Below are 15,560 nucleotides of genomic sequence, written 5' to 3'. Positions count from 1 at the left end.
GCGATGAAGGCTGCCAAGTATAAGCGCATGATCTTGAAACTGAGCGGCGAGGCACTTACATCAGACGGCGCATTTGGCATCGATCTGGATATCCTCTCCAATATCGCCCAACAAATAAAGCAGGTAGTTGACATGGGGGTTGAGCTTGCCATCGTGGTTGGCGGGGGAAACATCTGGCGAGGAGCAAAGGCTGGAGCGAATGGAATGGAGCGCACCAGCGCCGATTACGCCGGGATGCTGGGCACACTGCTAAATGCCCTGGCACTACAGGACGCCCTGGAGAAATGTGGGGTGACCACCAGGATCCAGAGTGCTCTAAACGTTCAGGCGGTTGCCGAACCCTATATCAGGCGCCGCGCCCTGCGCCACCTGGAGAAGGGGCGAGTAGTCATCTTCGCTTGCGGCACCGGAAACCCCTATATGACAACCGATACCGCAGCAGCGCTCAGGGCTATAGAGATCGGGGCCGAGGTATTGCTTATGGCAAAGCACCGGGTCGATGGCGTTTACGACGCCGATCCGCTAAAAAAACCCGGTGCCAAAAGGTACGAAAACATCAGCTATTCCGATGCATTAAAGCTACGCCTTGAGGTTATGGACGTAACTGCTCTTTCCCTCTGCATGGAGCATAGTCTACCCATTGTTGTCTTCGACCTCGGTGCTCACCAGAGCATTGTACGGGTAGTGACGGGCGAGGTTATTGGCACCACGGTCACCAGCTAGAGGTGGAAATTGATCGATGAGGTACTGCTAGCGGCAAACACCAAGATGGGAAAGACCATCGAGGCACTACGGAAAGAGTTGGCCACCATCCGCACCGGGCGGGCGACACCAGCGCTGGTCGATGATATCAAGGTAGATTACTACGGCACACCCACGCCGCTTAAGCAGATAGCCACCGTTTCAGTACCGGAGGCCAGGCTCCTCCTGATTCAGCCCTGGGACCGCAGCATGCTATCCAGCATAAAGAAGGCTATCCTAAAGTCAGAGCTCGGCCTCAACCCCACAAGCGATATAGATGTGATCCGCCTGACAATCCCCCAGCTATCCGAGGAGCGAAGAAAAGAATTGGCGAGGGCTGTTCACAAGCGGGCTGAGGATGGTAGAGTCGCCCTGCGAAATATAAGAAGGGATGCCCTGGAGGAGCTCAGAAAACTAGAGCGGGAGAAGGAGATCTCGCAGGACGAACAAAAACGCGCCCAGGAGCACCTTCAGGAGCTTACCGATAGCTTCATCGCCACGGTGGGCAAGGTAGCAGAGGATAAGGAAGCCGAGCTACTAGAGATTTAGTTGAGTAGCTCGAGAGTCAAGTTACGGATATAAACAGTGGTAAAACCCAAAATCAAGCATATCCCCAATCATGTTGCCATTATTATGGATGGCAACGGCCGCTGGGCCAAAAGCCGAGGGCTACCCAGGCTCGCCGGTCACCGCGCTGGAACGGAGAACGTCCGCCGCGCCGTAAAGTGCCTCTCCGATCAACAGGTTAAGTACATAACCCTGTTTGCTTTCTCCACAGAGAACTGGAGCCGCCCGCAGATAGAGGTCCAGGGGCTTATGCGCATCATGGAGGGCGTTGTCGACCAGGAAACCATAAACCTTCACAAGGATGGGGTCAAGCTCATTCACCTCGGACACCTCGATGGGCTCTCCGAGAGTCTACAGCAGAAGGTTCAAAACGCCCTCGATCTGACCAAGCACAATACCAGAGGAACCCTGTGCCTCGCCTTTAACTACGGCGGTCGCGCCGAGATCGTAGATGCGGTTAGACGTATCCTTCATGACGGCATAACACCCGACAATGTAGACGAGGCTCTAATTTCTAGCTATCTACACACCAAAGACCTGCCCGACCCTGACCTAATCATTCGCACTGGTGGCGAGATGCGCCTGAGTAACTTCCTGATCTGGCAGGCAGCCTACAGCGAGTACTACGCTACACCAACCCTCTGGCCCGACTTCGGCCCAAAGGAAATCGAGCAGGCCCTCATTGCCTACAGCGAGCGGGAGCGGCGCTTCGGGGGGCTTAAAAGGAAGGGCTGAGGCTCATAGGCGGGATGATCAGGCAAAGGGTGCTCAGTGCACTAGTTCTTTTACCCCTCATCTTTTTAGTCATCTGGTTTGGCGGCCCTGCTTATTCTTTATTGGTCACCGCTGTCGCTGCTCTGGGGGTGCTGGAATTCTGTGGTATGAAAGGCCTCTCCAGGAGGCATCCACTAACCCTTTTCGGGCTGGTCGGTGTGCTTCTCTTCATCCTGGTAGCCCATGTTGAAGCGAGCTATACTGCACCCCTCTTAACAGCAGTTGTGGCCTTTTCTCTAATCTGGCTCCTCTTCCGCTCCCCGGTGAATGGTGCCGCCACCAATTGGGCCTGGACCCTCGCTGGGATTATATATATCGGCTGGTTAATGAGTCACTTTATCCCCCTTCGGGGACTGGAGGGTGGCAGGGAGTGGGTGCTTTTTGTAGTGCTTGCCACTTTTGCTACAGATACCACCGCCTTCTTTGTCGGTAAGATATGGGGCAGGCATTCCCTCGCCATGAAGGTCAGTTCAGGGAAGACCCGGGAAGGCGCGGTGGGTGGCTTTCTGGGTGCCATCGCCGCATCGCTGATTCTGGCGCTCCTGCTAGGCATCGCCATCCCCTATTGGCAAATGGTCATCCTCGGTGCCCTTATCGGCATCTTCGCCCCGCTGGGCGACCTAGCGGAATCGATTCTCAAGCGTAGCACCGGCCTGAAGGACTCAGGAACACTGATTCCGGGTCATGGTGGCCTCCTCGACCGCCTCGATAGCATCCTCTTTACCGTGGTTGTAGTATACTACTATGTGATATGGGTAATAATGTGAAACGGCTCGCCATTCTTGGCTCAACTGGCTCCATAGGGCAGCAGACCCTCGATGTGGTTCGCTCCTTCCCCGGCCGATTTAATGTTATCGGTCTTGGCGCGGGTAGAAACGTCGCCCTTCTAGTGGAGCAGGTCAAAGAGTTCCGGCCAAAACTTGTTTCTATTGAATCAGCCAGCTCACCGGAGATATTGCATAGTAGGATGCGCCAAATTTTACCATCACAGGAGCTTGTGGCTCACCCCGATGTTGACCTAGTGGTGATCGCCATCTCGGGCAAAGCAGGTCTCGACCCCACCCTGGCAGCAATCAGGGCCAGGAAAAGCATCGCCCTGGCCACCAAGGAGGTCCTGGTATTGGCAGGGGGAACTATCACCTCCGAGGCAAAGCAGCATGGCGCCCGGATCATGCCTATCGATAGCGAGCCCAGTGCAATATGGCAATGCATGCGCGGTGAGGAGAAGGGAATCTCCAGGCTCATCCTGACCGCCTCCGGCGGGCCCTTTCGCCACCTCTCTCTGGAAGAGCTCAAAACGGTGTCTCCGCAGCAGGCTCTTGAGCATCCCACCTGGAGGATGGGGCCAAAGATCACCATCGACTCAGCCACCCTGATGAACAAGGGGCTTGAGGCTATTGAGCTAAGCTGGTTATTCGATGTCCCCACGGAAAATATCGATATCGTCATCCACCCCCAGAGCATAATTCACTCCATGGTTGAATTTGTCGACGGCTCTATCAAGGCGCAGCTAAGCCCCCCCGATATGCGCCTGCCCATTCAGTATGCCCTCTTTTATCCTGAGCGTCTGCCCAACCAGCTTCCCCACCTCGATTTTTCGGAAACAAGTTCCCTCACCTTTGAAACCCCCGACAGAGAAAAATTCCCCTGCCTGGGATTAGCGCTGGAAGCGGGTCGAAAAGGGGGTACCTACCCCGCGGTGCTTAGCGCCGCCGATGAGGTGGCAGTGTCCCTATTCCTGGAGGAGCGTATCGGATATATGGATATACCGAAGCTTGTGGCAGAAGCCCTGGAGGCACACCAGAACATCACCAACCCTAGCCTGGAGGATTTGCTCACCGCTGATGCCTGGGCCAGGGAGAGGGTGCACCGATGAGCGTATTTATAAGCATACTCATATTCTTAGCCATTCTTATCGTAGCCATAGTGGTCCACGAACTGGGTCACTTTATTACCGCCAAGCGCTGCAAAGTGAAGGTTGAGGAGCTAGGTTTGGGGTTACCTCCTCGCATCCCTCGCCTAAGTTTCAAGCGGGGGGAAACGATCTACTCGCTAAACTTTCTCCCCCTCGGCGGCTTTTGCCGCATGGCCGGGGAGGAAGACCCCGATGTACCGGGCAGCCTGGCGGGGAAGAGCTTGAAGGTGAGGTTCCTCGTCCTCAGTGCCGGGTCTCTCTTCATGCTCCTGTTTCCCGTCCTCCTGCTCCCACTCGCCTATATGATACCGATGGAACGCCCGGTGGAGGATGGGGGGGTGCAGGTCATAAGCGTCGCCACGGACTCGCCAGCCGAATTAGCCGGCATCGAAAGTGGAGACATTATCCGTGAAATCGACGGTGAAGAAGTGAAGACCCTGGACGAGGTGCATCAAGCGGTAGATACCAAGCTTGGTGAAGAGGTCAACCTGCTTCTATTACGAGATGACACCCTACTGGAGAAGACCCTGATCCCGCGGGAGGAATACCCCAAAGACGAAGGGGCTATGGGTATCCAGATGGGCTATATAATGGAAACCAGCGCCTATCTACCATGGGAAGCCATCCCCAAGGGCCTGGGCGAGTATGGGCAGTTGTTGGTGGCAGCCAAAGATGCCTTCGCCAGCCTCATTGCAGGGGAAGTGCCATTGCAAGACGCTGTAGCCGGCCCCATTGGCATAGCCCAGATGACCGGCGAGGTGGCCGAACTGGGAGCTGAGCCCCTCATCCGCCTTGCCGCTCTAATCAGTGTTAGCCTGGCCATAGTAAATCTGCTCCCCATCCCCGGCCTTGATGGGGGAAGAATCGTTTTTGTCGCTATCGAGGGTATCCGGCGGGGAAAGAGAATATCGGCGAACAAGGAGAACCTTGTCCACCTAATCGGCTTCGCCGTATTAATAATGCTGATCGTTCTGGTAAGCTATAATGATGTGATGCGCCTCATAAGGGGAGAAGGTTTCATCCAATGATACGGCGCCGCATGTCCCGACCTATTAGCATCGGAGATGTCACCGTGGGAGGGGGGGCGCCGGTGGTGGTGCAGTCGATGGCCAAGACTGACACCCGCGATGCAAGGGCAACCATCAAGCAAATTCGCAGGCTGGAAGAATTCGGCTGCCAGATTGTACGGCTGGCTGTCCCCGACGGCGAGGCTGCCGCATCCATCCCCACCATAAAGCACCTGATATCCATCCCGCTAATCGCCGACATCCATTTCGACCACCGCCTCGCCCTCCTGGCCCTGGAGGGCGGAGTCGACGGGTTGCGCCTGAATCCGGGGAACATCTCCGACCCGGAGCAGATCAAAGAGGTAGTTCTGGCAGCTAAAGAGCGGAACGTACCCATCAGGATCGGGGTGAACGCCGGAAGCTTGCCCCCCGCAGAGAACAAGGAACAGACTATCGTGGAGCGAATGGTAGGTTCAGCACTAGAGCAGATCAAGCTGCTCGAGAGCCTCAATTTCGAGCTGATCAAGGTGTCCCTAAAGGCCTTCGATGTTCCCGATACAGTGGCGGCGAACCAGGCGCTGGCTGAGCGTATGCCCTATCCCATCCACCTGGGTATCACCGAGGCGGGCACCACAAGAGGCGGAGTAATCAGGAGTGCCGCCGGCATCGGCATTCTACTGCATCACGGGATCGGGGACACCATCCGCGTGTCGCTCACCGGTGACCCGTGTGAGGAGGTGAGCGCCGGCTACGAGATCCTTAAAGCGCTCGACCTGAGCCAGCGCGGCCCCACGCTGATAAGCTGCCCCTCGTGCGGGCGCACCGAGGTGGATATAATAGGGCTGGCCAATGCTGTAGAAGATCGCCTTTCCAAGCTAAAAAAGTCGATAAAGGTGGCGGTAATGGGGTGCGTTGTGAACGGCCCCGGCGAGGCGAGAGACGCTGACGTGGGCATCGCCTGCGGCAAGGGGCGCGGCGTCATCTTCCGCAACGGGAAGCAGGTGTGCACCGTAGATGAGGCCGATTTTCTGAGCGCACTAATGGCAGAGGTGGATAGGGTATAACTATGAAACCAGAGGTCATGATAGCAATAGGGGTCGGGAGTGCGGGTTTCATTTTAGGAATTATTAACCTATTGTGGGGGCCTAAGTTACTAACACGCAGGTTAAAAGTAGAAATCCATGAGCCAACTTTAGAGGCAAAGATAATAAAGCAAAAGAATGAAATAGCTAGAATATTTATTAGAGCTGAATTTAAACTAGTACGCACGAGAGGTGAGGATGACGTTTACTTTAAATCTGCTTACGTTAGCTTAGATAATAAGCTTTACCGGCAACTGGATCACGTCTTCAATATGCCGCCGGCTGGTAAGATATATTGGACAAAGTCAACGTATATAGGCGACAATCATGAAGACTGGCTAAAGAAACTTCAACCTATGCCACTCGCAATCGCGGTTAGCTGTGACCGTAAGGACGCTTTGTCAAATTTAGATAAAGAGGTGCTTAATAATTTAGAAGAAAAAGTTAAACAACTTGAGTCAAAATATAAGATATATTGGATCGACAGCAAAGAAAACAAACGTTCATATAGACTTCCTCATAAATGGTGGGGTAAATTTGTTCCAGAAATACTTTATTGAAGGAAATAGATAGTGAGACTATCAAAGCTGTTCGGTAAGACGTTACGCCAGACGCCGGCGGAGGCGGATAATGTAAGCCATCAACTGCTGCTCAAGGCAGGGATGATACACCAACTGGCAGCGGGAGTCTACAGCTATATGCCCCTGGCCTTGCGGGCGCTCAGGAAGATCGAGAACATCATCCGTGAGGAGATGGATGCGGTAGGCGGTCAGGAGCTGCAGATGCCGGTGCTCCAGCCGCTGGAGATATGGCAGGAGACAGAGCGCGATCTGGCCTTCGGCAAGGGCCTCTTTACCCTGACCGACCGCCGCGAGCGAGCGCTCGTTCTCGGACCCACCCATGAGGAGGTGATTACCAAGCTGGTGCGGAGCAACGTGCAGAGCTACAGAGACCTCCCCTTGCTGCTGTATCAAATACAGACCAAGTTTCGCGATGAGCCGCGCCCCAGAGGGGGCCTGATGCGCGTGCGCGAGTTCGGCATGAAGGATTTATATAGCTTCGACACCAATGAGGAGGCACTGGATAGCACCTATAAAAAGTTGATCGGAGCCTACAGTAGAATCTATGAGCGCTGCGGCCTCGCTTCCGTAATGGTGGAGGCCGATAGCGGCGCCATAGGGGGAAAGGAGTCCCACGAATTCATGGTCATCGCCGAAAGCGGAGAGGATGTCATCCTCTCCTGCCCCAAATGTGACTACGCTGCGAATGTGGAGAAAGCGGAGAGCATGAAGACAGAGGTTAAAAATGGCGAGATGCTTCCCCTGGAGGAGGTGGCTACCCCGGGCAAGGTAACCATCGAAGAGGTGGCAAAGTTCCTCGGCGTCCCCGAGAGACAGACCCTCAAAGCGGTGTTCTACGCCGCCGATGGAGAGATAGTATTCGTCGCCATCAGGGGCGACCTCGAAGTAAACGAGGTGAAGCTGAAGAACGCCCTCGGCTGCCATGAGCTTCGCCTAGCCACCGAGGAGGAGGTAGCGAATGCGGGCCTGGTGGCAGGCTCCGCCTCTCCCCTAGGGCTCAGCGGTGTCAAGCGGGTTGCCGACACCTCGATAACCTCCGGGGCAAACCTGGTTGCCGGGGCAAATAAGCCCGATACACATATCAGAAACGTCAACTACCCTAGGGATTTCACCATCGACCTGATGTTGGACATCGCCACCGCCGGTGCTGGCGAGGGATGCCCCAGATGCGGCGCTCCGCTTAGCACCAGCCGTGGCATCGAGGTGGGGCATGTCTTCAAACTGGGCAGCTTCTTCAGCGAGCGGATTGGTGCCACCTTCCTCGACCGCGATGGGGTGGTGCACCCCATCCTCATGGGTTGCTACGGCATCGGCATCGGGAGACTCCTCGCAGCCGCTATCGAGCAGTATCACGATGAAAACGGCATCGTCTGGCCCGTCCCCATCGCTCCCTATCAGGTTCACCTCTGCCCACTATCCACGGACAACAAGGAGGTGGCGGCAGGCGCGGAGAGCCTCTATGCCGAGCTTAGGCGGGAGGGGCTGGAGGTTCTATTGGACGACCGCAAGGAATCGCCCGGCGTAAAACTCAACGACGCCGACCTTCTCGGTATGCCCATAAGAGCTGTCCTAAGCCCCAGAACCCTTAAAGAGGGGAGTGTGGAGGTGAAGACGAGACAGGAGAAACAGGCAGTTCTGGTGCCCCTAGAAGAGGCGAGCGCAAAAATCACGGCAATACTCTTTTCCAAATAGCCTTAAACCGAAAAAGTTGCATTATCGCTTCATTTATGCTACACTAGCGCCATAGAGAAGAGAGCGTGAAGTGGGGAGTCCCCACTTTTTTACTTAATAGGAGGATAATCTTGGCAAAGACGAAGAGCGAATTCGTGCTCGCCACCACCCAGCTCGCTGCCGAGAAGAATCTGCCTCGAGAGATCGTTCTGGAGGTTGTGGAGGCTGCCTTGGTTTCCGCTTTCAGAAAAAACAGCTTCGGAGCAACCCAGGAGATCTCGGTAAAGATCAATCCAGACACCGGTGCGATAACCGTGTTCGCCGAGAAGACAGTAGTGGATGCTGTAACCGACTCCCGCTGCGAGCTATCTCTGGATGAGGCTAAGAAAATAAACCAGCACGCTCAGCTTGATGATAAATTCATGGTGGAGGCAACCCCTCAAAATGCCGGGCGTATCGCCGCCCAGACAGCCAAACAGGTGGTGCTCCAGCGCCTGCGCGAGGCGGAGCGGGAGCTCGTCTTCGAGGAGTTCTCCGATCGCGAGAGCGAGCTCGTTACCGGGATTGTGCAACGAATCGAGCCCCGGCAGATTACCCTCGACCTGGGAAGGACCGAGGGCGTACTTCCCACCTCGGAGCAGGTTCGCACCGAGCGTTATCGCGTGGGGCAAAGGCTCAAGGCATATATTATAGAGGTCAACCGTACGGGTAGAGGACCTCAGGTCGTGGTATCGCGCACCCATCGAAATCTGCTGCTTCGCCTCCTCGAACTGGAGGTGCCGGAGCTCCATAGCGGCATCATTGAGCTAAAGTCCATTGCCCGGGAAGCGGGACATCGCAGCAAGATCGCCGTCTCTGCGCGGCAACCGGACGTCGATCCCATCGGCTCCTGTGTCGGGCTGCGCGGTATTAGAATACAAAACATCGTCAACGAGCTAAATGGCGAAAAGATCGATATAGTGGAGTGGAATCCCGACCCGGCGACCTTCATAGCCCATGCCCTGAGCCCCGCTCAGGTGGTGAGCGTTTCGGTCAATAGCGAGGAGAAGACAGCCACTGTAGTTGTGCCCGACCGCCAACTATCCCTCGCCATTGGCAGAGAGGGACAGAATGCCAGGCTCGCTGCCCGGCTAACCGGATGGCGCATAGATATAAAGAGCGCCTCAGTAGCCGAGGCGGAGGAGGCAGCACCCGCCGAACCGCCTCCTCCTGAAAAGGAAGCCTTAGTTGAGGAACCCGAGGTGCCGGTTGAAATGGAGCAACCGGAAGTCGCTGACACTGAGAAAGACGTTGCATTGCTCACCCCAGAGGAACTCGTTCCTGAGCAAGAAGCGGTGGAGACAGTCCCGGTTGGGAAGTTAGCACCGATTGAAGAAGCCCCATTTGAGGCCCCAACCCCGCAGCTTCGCTTCGCTGAGGACATCCTCCCCGCGAAAGCACCTAAACCCGATAAAAAGTCAAAGAAGGGCAAGAGGAGCAAGAAAAAGGTGGTAGAAGAAGACAGGCAAAAGGGGGTGGCCAAACCCAAGACTCGCTATGCTCCTAAAATCCCTATCGATGAAGATGAGTTCGAGGAACTGTAATCTAGATGACCACTACATCCCAGAAAAAGAAGCAGCCGCTGCCAAAACACGTGCCACAGCGTACCTGTATCGGTTGCGGTGAGGTAAAACCGAAGCGGGAGCTTATCCGCATCGTGCGCACCGAAAGCGGTAGTGTGACCATCGACCCAACCGCGAAGAGATCGGGACGAGGGGTCTATTTATGTAAAGCAAAGTCCTGCTGGGTAGCAGGGCTGAAAAAAGAGCGTCTCGACCGAGCCTTACGGACGAAGATCGCAGCGGAGGACCGCAGAGGGCTGGACCAGTACCGAGAGATGCTCCATAGTTAGCGGGGTTAAATGGCGAGAAGAAGACAGAATAGGGCTAGGCCAGCTCCAAAAAGGCGCAAATTTCCCAGGGCGAAGACGGCTGAAGAGGTAACTGCCCCCACCAAAGCGGAGGGTAAGCGCCAAATCAAGCTCCCCCCTTCCATCACCGTGAAGCAATTCGCCGATCTCGTCGAAGTGAGTGCAGTTGAAGCAATAAAGCAACTGATGAGAAACGGCATCATGGCCAGCATTAACCAGGCAATCGACCACGATACGGCAGCGATTATAGCCTCAGATCTCGGCTATGAGGTGCTAAAGGAGAGAGGGCAGGGGACGACATCAGACCAGAAACTAGAGAAGTATCGGCAGTTTCAGGAGGACGATACCGGTGTGAAAAAGCCCCGACCCCCCATAGTCACCATAATGGGGCATGTAGACCACGGTAAAACCAGCCTCCTCGATGCCATACGTGAGACCAATGTGACCACCACCGAGGTAGGCGAGATCACCCAGCATATCGGCGCCTATCAAGCAGATATCCATGGACAAATGATAACCTTCCTCGACACCCCGGGGCACGAAGCCTTTACTGCGATGCGGGCACACGGGGCTCAGATAACCGATATTGCCATCCTGGTGGTCGCCGCCGACGATGGGGTAATGCCTCAAACCCTGGAGGCTATGGCTCACGCGCGTGCCGCTGGCGTGCCCATTGTGGTTGCCATCAACAAGGTTGATAAGCCAGATGCCAACCTGCAACGGGTAAAGCAGCAGCTTGCCGACCATGAGCTGCTTATCGAGGAGTGGGGCGGCGAAGTGGTTTGCGTCCCGGTCTCGGCAAAAAAGCGAGAGGGCATCTCAGAACTCCTGGAGAACCTGCTCATCGTGGCCGAGCTTGAAGAGCTCAAAGCAAACCCAGATCGACGTGCCGCGGGCGTGGTCATTGAGGCAAAGCTGGATAAAACCAAGGGTGCACTGGCAACTGTGCTGATCCAAACCGGTACCCTGAAAGCAGGTGATCCCTTCCTGGTGGGAGACACCTGGGGCAAGGTAAAGGCAATGTTCAACGACAAGGGGAAGCACATCAGAAAGGCAGGTCCGGCGAGCCCGGTTGAGATCCTGGGGATGGATAGCGTCCCCCAGGCAGGCGATATCCTCACCGTGTTTGCCACCGAGAAGGAGGCGCGCACCCAGGCCCAGAAGCGCCAGGAGCAAAAAAGGCTTGCCCTTACCTCGGCTAAACCCCTTAGCTTGAGCAACTTCTACTCTCAAATGCATGAGGGGAAGGTGAAGGAGCTTAGTATCATCTTAAAGACCGATGTTCAGGGAAGCATCGAACCGATAAAAACCTCACTGGAGCGACTGAACAACGACGAGGTTAAGGTGAATATCCTCCACTCCGACAGCGGGAGTATCACCGAGGGCGATGTGCTCCTTGCCCTCGCCTCTAACGGGATCGTTCTCGGGTTTAACGCCCGTCCCGAGCCGGGGGCCAGACAGCTCGCCGATAGCGAGGGTGTAGACATCCGCTACTATGAGATAATCTATAACCTGGTGGACGATGTAGAGAAGGCGATGAAAGGGATGCTGGAGCCCACCTACGTCGAGGTGGTAGAAGGACACGTTGAGGTGCGAGCCATCTTTTCCGCACGAGGGAGCAAGGTGGCAGGGGTATATGTTACCGATGGCAAGATAAGCAGAGGGTCGCTGGCCAGGGTAATGCGCCAGGGTGAGACCATTTTTGAATCTAGCGTTAATAGCCTGAAGCGGTTTAAGGACGATGTCAAAGATGTTGCCAGCGGATTTGAGTGCGGCATTGGCATCGAGGGCTACAGCGACTTCGAGGCGGGTGACATAGTGGAACTCTATAAAATGGAAAAGGAATAGGGATGAGCAGGCGAACCCAGCGGCTTAACGACCTGATCCAAGAGGAGATAAGCGAACTGCTTCGCCGCCAGATTAAGGACCCTAGACTGGGCTGCTTTCTCACGGTTACACAGGTAGATACCTCCCCGGACCTGAGATATGCCAAAGTCTTTATCAGCATCATGGGCAGCGATGAGGAGAAGCAGAAGGCGATGGCTGGTTTGGCCTCCGCATCCAGCTTCCTCTACCGGGAGCTCAGGGGGCGGCTCTCATTGCACCGCACGCCGCGGCTGATCTTTTATCAGGATGATTCCATCGAGCGGGGTGCTCAGGTCCTCCACCTAATAAAAGAGGTCAAAGGCAGAGAAGAAACCGATATTGAGCGTTAACGGGATCCTCAACATCAATAAGCCCGCCAGGAAAACCTCCTTAGATATTGTCACTCTGGTGAGGCGGTGGAGCAGGCAGCAACACATTGGGCACGCTGGCACCCTGGACCCAGAAGCCACCGGTGTATTACCCATCTGCCTGGGACAAGCAGCAAGGGTGAGCCCATTTATCGTAGCAGCTAGAAAAACGTATCAGGCTGAGATTGAGCTAGGAGTAGCCACCGATACCTACGATGCAGAGGGTAAGGTGACCAAAAGGGTTGACCCCTCCCATATTACCAGAGAACAGGTAGAGGGGTTGTTTCCCTCCCTCAGTGGCACCATCCTTCAGAAACCCCCCATGTATAGTGCCCTGAAGCACCAGGGGAAACGCCTCTATAAGCTCGCCCGCGCCGGCATCACAGTGGAAAGGGAGGAGAGAAAGGTTGAGGTCTTTCGCCTGGAACTCCTCCAGTGGCATCCTCCCTTTTTTACTATCGAGGTGGAGTGTGGCAAGGGTACCTATATTCGCTCCATGGCCCACGACCTTGGCCAGGCACTCGGCTGTGGCGCCTACATCACGAGATTGGTCCGCCTTAGGTGCGGACCAATCAACATCACCGATAGTCTAACCCTTCCCCAACTTGAGGATGCCTTCCGCCATAACTACTGGCAGGACTTCCTTTACCCCATGGATATGGTGCTGGAGCATTGGATAGCCGCCATCGTGGGCGAGGAAAAGGAGCGTGCCATCAGCAACGGTCGCCCTCTGGCTCTGAACATTAGTGACGATAAAGGCCATTGCCGCGCCTACTCCCTTGACGGCCGCTTCCTCGCCGTGCTACGCTTCCTGCCGCAGGAGAGAGTATGGCAACCGGAAAAGGTATTCCCCAGTGAGCGATAGTAGAATTAGCTTTAATGAGACTTGACACATAGCTAGATAGCGGTTATAGTGCTACATGATTGAAAGGGGGTGAAACGGATGCAGGCATATTGCTTTAAATGCAGAACCAAGGTTGAGATTAAGGATTCACAAAAGGTTACCCTGAAGAATGGCAGACCGGCGACACGGGGTGTATGTCCCAAATGCGGAACAAAGGTCTTCCGCATCGGCAAATCTTGATCGGTGCTTCACCACCGGGTTGTTATCGGATGCAATAAGTGTCGTGTTAGGTCCGGCCTTGCTCTGGCAGCCTTTTCAATAATGCTTGAGCATTGGTGATGAGTATTTCATCGATCTCTATTTCATCCAGGCCAGCCGCCCGGGCAATTTGGCGGGCTAAAGGAGGGGTTAGCAGGTCTGCTTCCTCGTGAGCATCCGAGTTGATAAGGAGTTTGGCCCCGGTAAGCCGTGCCATTTGAGCCACGTGACCATTGGCGAGCGAGTGCCCCTTTCGGGCGCTAATTTCGAGGAAGATGTCAGCGTTGGCGGCCATTTCAGCCTCCTCATGAGTGATGAGGCCGGGGTGTGCCAGAATATCAACATAAGGACACTGAAGCGCTGCTTTGTTAGTGCCTTTCTGTACCGGTTCAATGATGGATTCGCCGTGGATCACCACCAGCCAGGCTCCCAGCTCTTTGGCCCGCATGGCGATCTCGCCGATTGCCTGGGGGGGGAGGTGGGTAAGCTCAACGCCTGGGATCGCCAGAATCGGCCAGTGCGCTCGCGCCAGGGCGCAATCCCCGGCGGTCTCCGCGATGACCCGCTCCAGATAGCCAAGACCTGCATGGTCGGTGAGCGCGATGGCCTGGTAGTCCTGGTCCAGGGCTCGGTGGATCAGTTCCATCGGTGATAGGGCACCATCACTGAGAGAGGTATGGGTGTGAAAATCGTACACCAAATACACCTCCAGAATACTATTATAGGCTAGGAGATAGATTTGGGCAAGATAAATGTGGCAATAATTGGCATAGGGAACTGCGCCTCGTCGCTAGTGCAAGGCGTTTACTACTACCGAGATGCGGTAGAGAATGAGCGGGTCGCCGGTCTGATGCATGTTAACCTCGGGGGCTACCATATCAGTGACATCAACTTCGTGGCCGCCTTCGATATCTCCAAGCAAAAGGTGGGCAAGGATCTAGCCAATGCGATCTATGCCCCGTTAAATAATACCTTCAAATTCTGCCAGGTGCCCCGCACCGGGGTGAAAGTATGCCGGGGGATGACCCATGATGGGCTGGGCAAATACCTCTCCCAGGTAATTGCTAAAGCCCCAGGCTCCACCGAAAATATCGTTGATATCCTCAAGGAAACCCGTACCGATGTGGTAGTCAACTACCTACCTGTAGGAAGCGAAGAGGCCACCAAGTGGTATATCGAGCAGGTGCTCACCGCAGGCTGCGGCTTTGTCAACTGCATTCCGGTGTTCATTGCGAGGGAAAAATACTGGCAGAACAGGTTCAGCGAACGAGGGTTGCCGATAGTCGGCGACGACATAAAGAGTCAGGTGGGGGCTACCATCACCCACCGCGTGCTCACCAACCTATTTCGGGAACGCGGTGTCAAACTGGAGCGAACCTATCAGCTAAACTTCGGCGGCAATACCGATTTTCTAAATATGCTGGAGCGGGAGCGACTGGAGTCAAAGCGTATCTCCAAAACCGAGGCGGTAACCTCGCAATTGGACTCCAAAATCCATCCGGATAATATACACGTAGGGCCCAGCGACTATGTCCCCTGGCTCGGAGACCGCAAATTCTGCCACATCCGCATGGAGGGACGCACCTTCGGCGACGTTCCCCTCAATATCGAGGTTAAGCTTGAGGTATGGGACAGTCCCAACTCAGCAGGGGTAGTGGTAGACGCCATCCGCTGCTGCAAGCTGGCCATGGACCGCGGTATCAGCGGGGCGCTTATCGGGCCATCGGCATATTTCATGAAATCGCCCCCGGTTCAATATACAGACGATGAAGCCAGAAGAATGGCAGAGGAATTCATCGCCGGAGATAGCGAGTGAGTCGCCACCGCCAACGCACTCTCGATACCTGACGGTACGTGGCTGGTATTCAGTTGTAAATAGTAAACGTATAATCACCTTGTTCGAGAATGTGATTTACAAAGCCTGGCAGCCCCCAATAGTAGTAAAGAAATGACGCGGATTTCCGCAATGAAGTACTA

General features: G+C 55.1%; 17 protein-coding genes. 16 read left to right on the top strand and 1 reads right to left on the bottom strand.

Annotated elements, in window-relative coordinates:
* The first annotated feature begins 3 nt into the window (after positions 1-3).
* From pyrH to VMX96_02385, 15 genes are all read left to right on the top strand, one after another.
* Positions 4-723 carry a UMP kinase gene (gene pyrH / locus VMX96_02455; protein HUU62771.1) on the top strand — a complete coding sequence of 240 codons (720 nt, stop codon included), beginning with the start codon at positions 4-6 and terminating at the stop codon, positions 721-723.
* 9 nt (positions 724-732) lie between these two features.
* Positions 733-1,290, top strand: coding sequence for a ribosome recycling factor (frr, locus tag VMX96_02450; GenBank protein ID HUU62770.1), 558 nt, complete (start codon positions 733-735; stop codon positions 1,288-1,290).
* Between the two features lie 36 nt (positions 1,291-1,326).
* The gene (uppS, locus tag VMX96_02445; GenBank protein ID HUU62769.1) at positions 1,327-2,043 is read left to right on the top strand and encodes a polyprenyl diphosphate synthase; all 717 of its coding nucleotides are present in this window, start codon (positions 1,327-1,329) and stop codon (positions 2,041-2,043) included.
* 14 nt (positions 2,044-2,057) lie between these two features.
* Entirely contained in the window at positions 2,058-2,849 is a 792-nt protein-coding gene (locus tag VMX96_02440; protein ID HUU62768.1) for a phosphatidate cytidylyltransferase, read from the top strand.
* Positions 2,834-3,958, top strand: a complete 1,125-nt coding sequence (locus VMX96_02435) for a 1-deoxy-D-xylulose-5-phosphate reductoisomerase (protein ID HUU62767.1) — start codon at positions 2,834-2,836, stop codon at positions 3,956-3,958. Before VMX96_02440 ends, VMX96_02435 begins: the two co-directional genes overlap by 16 nt.
* Complete coding sequence (gene rseP, locus VMX96_02430; protein ID HUU62766.1) at positions 3,955-5,025, top strand: RIP metalloprotease RseP; 1,071 nt, start codon at positions 3,955-3,957, stop codon at positions 5,023-5,025. Before VMX96_02435 ends, rseP begins: the two co-directional genes overlap by 4 nt.
* Positions 5,022-6,068 (top strand): flavodoxin-dependent (E)-4-hydroxy-3-methylbut-2-enyl-diphosphate synthase, encoded by a 1,047-nt coding sequence (gene ispG, locus VMX96_02425; protein HUU62765.1) that lies wholly within the window; start codon positions 5,022-5,024, stop codon positions 6,066-6,068. Before rseP ends, ispG begins: the two co-directional genes overlap by 4 nt.
* A 2-nt stretch (positions 6,069-6,070) precedes the next feature.
* Positions 6,071-6,646, top strand: coding sequence for a hypothetical protein (locus VMX96_02420; GenBank protein ID HUU62764.1), 576 nt, complete (start codon positions 6,071-6,073; stop codon positions 6,644-6,646).
* 12 nt (positions 6,647-6,658) lie between these two features.
* Positions 6,659-8,359, top strand: coding sequence for a proline--tRNA ligase (locus VMX96_02415; protein HUU62763.1), 1,701 nt, complete (start codon positions 6,659-6,661; stop codon positions 8,357-8,359).
* A 110-nt stretch (positions 8,360-8,469) separates the two neighbouring features.
* Positions 8,470-9,921 (top strand): transcription termination factor NusA, encoded by a 1,452-nt coding sequence (nusA, locus tag VMX96_02410; protein HUU62762.1) that lies wholly within the window; start codon positions 8,470-8,472, stop codon positions 9,919-9,921.
* Between the two features lie 5 nt (positions 9,922-9,926).
* The gene (locus tag VMX96_02405) at positions 9,927-10,229 is read left to right on the top strand and encodes a YlxR family protein (protein HUU62761.1); all 303 of its coding nucleotides are present in this window, start codon (positions 9,927-9,929) and stop codon (positions 10,227-10,229) included.
* 9 nt (positions 10,230-10,238) lie between these two features.
* Positions 10,239-12,095 (top strand): translation initiation factor IF-2, encoded by a 1,857-nt coding sequence (infB, locus tag VMX96_02400; protein ID HUU62760.1) that lies wholly within the window; start codon positions 10,239-10,241, stop codon positions 12,093-12,095.
* A 2-nt stretch (positions 12,096-12,097) separates the two neighbouring features.
* Positions 12,098-12,463 (top strand): 30S ribosome-binding factor RbfA, encoded by a 366-nt coding sequence (rbfA, locus tag VMX96_02395; GenBank protein HUU62759.1) that lies wholly within the window; start codon positions 12,098-12,100, stop codon positions 12,461-12,463.
* The gene (gene truB, locus VMX96_02390; protein ID HUU62758.1) at positions 12,453-13,346 is read left to right on the top strand and encodes a tRNA pseudouridine(55) synthase TruB; all 894 of its coding nucleotides are present in this window, start codon (positions 12,453-12,455) and stop codon (positions 13,344-13,346) included. The genes rbfA and truB overlap by 11 nt, the downstream gene beginning before the upstream one ends.
* 78 nt (positions 13,347-13,424) lie before the next feature.
* Positions 13,425-13,565 (top strand): DUF5679 domain-containing protein, encoded by a 141-nt coding sequence (locus VMX96_02385; protein ID HUU62757.1) that lies wholly within the window; start codon positions 13,425-13,427, stop codon positions 13,563-13,565.
* A gap of 46 nt (positions 13,566-13,611) precedes the next feature.
* Here the strand turns inward: VMX96_02385 and VMX96_02380 are convergent, their stop codons facing one another.
* On the bottom strand, positions 13,612-14,280 hold the full coding sequence (locus VMX96_02380) for a histidinol phosphate phosphatase domain-containing protein (protein HUU62756.1): 669 nt from the start codon (positions 14,278-14,280) through the stop codon (positions 13,612-13,614).
* 42 nt (positions 14,281-14,322) lie between these two features.
* Here VMX96_02380 and VMX96_02375 point away from each other — a divergent pair, with 42 nt between their 5' ends.
* Positions 14,323-15,399, top strand: coding sequence for an inositol-3-phosphate synthase (locus VMX96_02375; GenBank protein ID HUU62755.1), 1,077 nt, complete (start codon positions 14,323-14,325; stop codon positions 15,397-15,399).
* Positions 15,400-15,560 lie beyond the last annotated feature (161 nt).

The organism is Dehalococcoidia bacterium (genome assembly GCA_035528575.1).
Classification (GTDB): domain Bacteria; phylum Chloroflexota; class Dehalococcoidia; order E44-bin15; family E44-bin15; genus DATKYK01.
Note: the sequence above shows the minus strand (reverse complement) of the source record. Positions and strands in the feature narration are given on the sequence as shown.

What these genes read in the sequence shown, in the direction of transcription:
- pyrH (HUU62771.1), top strand. Translation starts at nt 4, where the DNA reads ATGAAGGCTGCCAAGTATAAGCGCATGATCTTGAAACTGAGCGGCGAG.
- VMX96_02440 (HUU62768.1), top strand. Translation starts at nt 2,058, where the DNA reads ATGATCAGGCAAAGGGTGCTCAGTGCACTAGTTCTTTTACCCCTCATC.
- VMX96_02435 (HUU62767.1), top strand. Translation starts at nt 2,834, where the DNA reads ATGGGTAATAATGTGAAACGGCTCGCCATTCTTGGCTCAACTGGCTCC.
- rseP (HUU62766.1), top strand. Translation starts at nt 3,955, where the DNA reads ATGAGCGTATTTATAAGCATACTCATATTCTTAGCCATTCTTATCGTA.
- ispG (HUU62765.1), top strand. Translation starts at nt 5,022, where the DNA reads ATGATACGGCGCCGCATGTCCCGACCTATTAGCATCGGAGATGTCACC.
- VMX96_02420 (HUU62764.1), top strand. Translation starts at nt 6,071, where the DNA reads ATGAAACCAGAGGTCATGATAGCAATAGGGGTCGGGAGTGCGGGTTTC.
- VMX96_02405 (HUU62761.1), top strand. Translation starts at nt 9,927, where the DNA reads ATGACCACTACATCCCAGAAAAAGAAGCAGCCGCTGCCAAAACACGTG.
- infB (HUU62760.1), top strand. Translation starts at nt 10,239, where the DNA reads ATGGCGAGAAGAAGACAGAATAGGGCTAGGCCAGCTCCAAAAAGGCGC.
- rbfA (HUU62759.1), top strand. Translation starts at nt 12,098, where the DNA reads ATGAGCAGGCGAACCCAGCGGCTTAACGACCTGATCCAAGAGGAGATA.
- VMX96_02385 (HUU62757.1), top strand. Translation starts at nt 13,425, where the DNA reads ATGCAGGCATATTGCTTTAAATGCAGAACCAAGGTTGAGATTAAGGAT.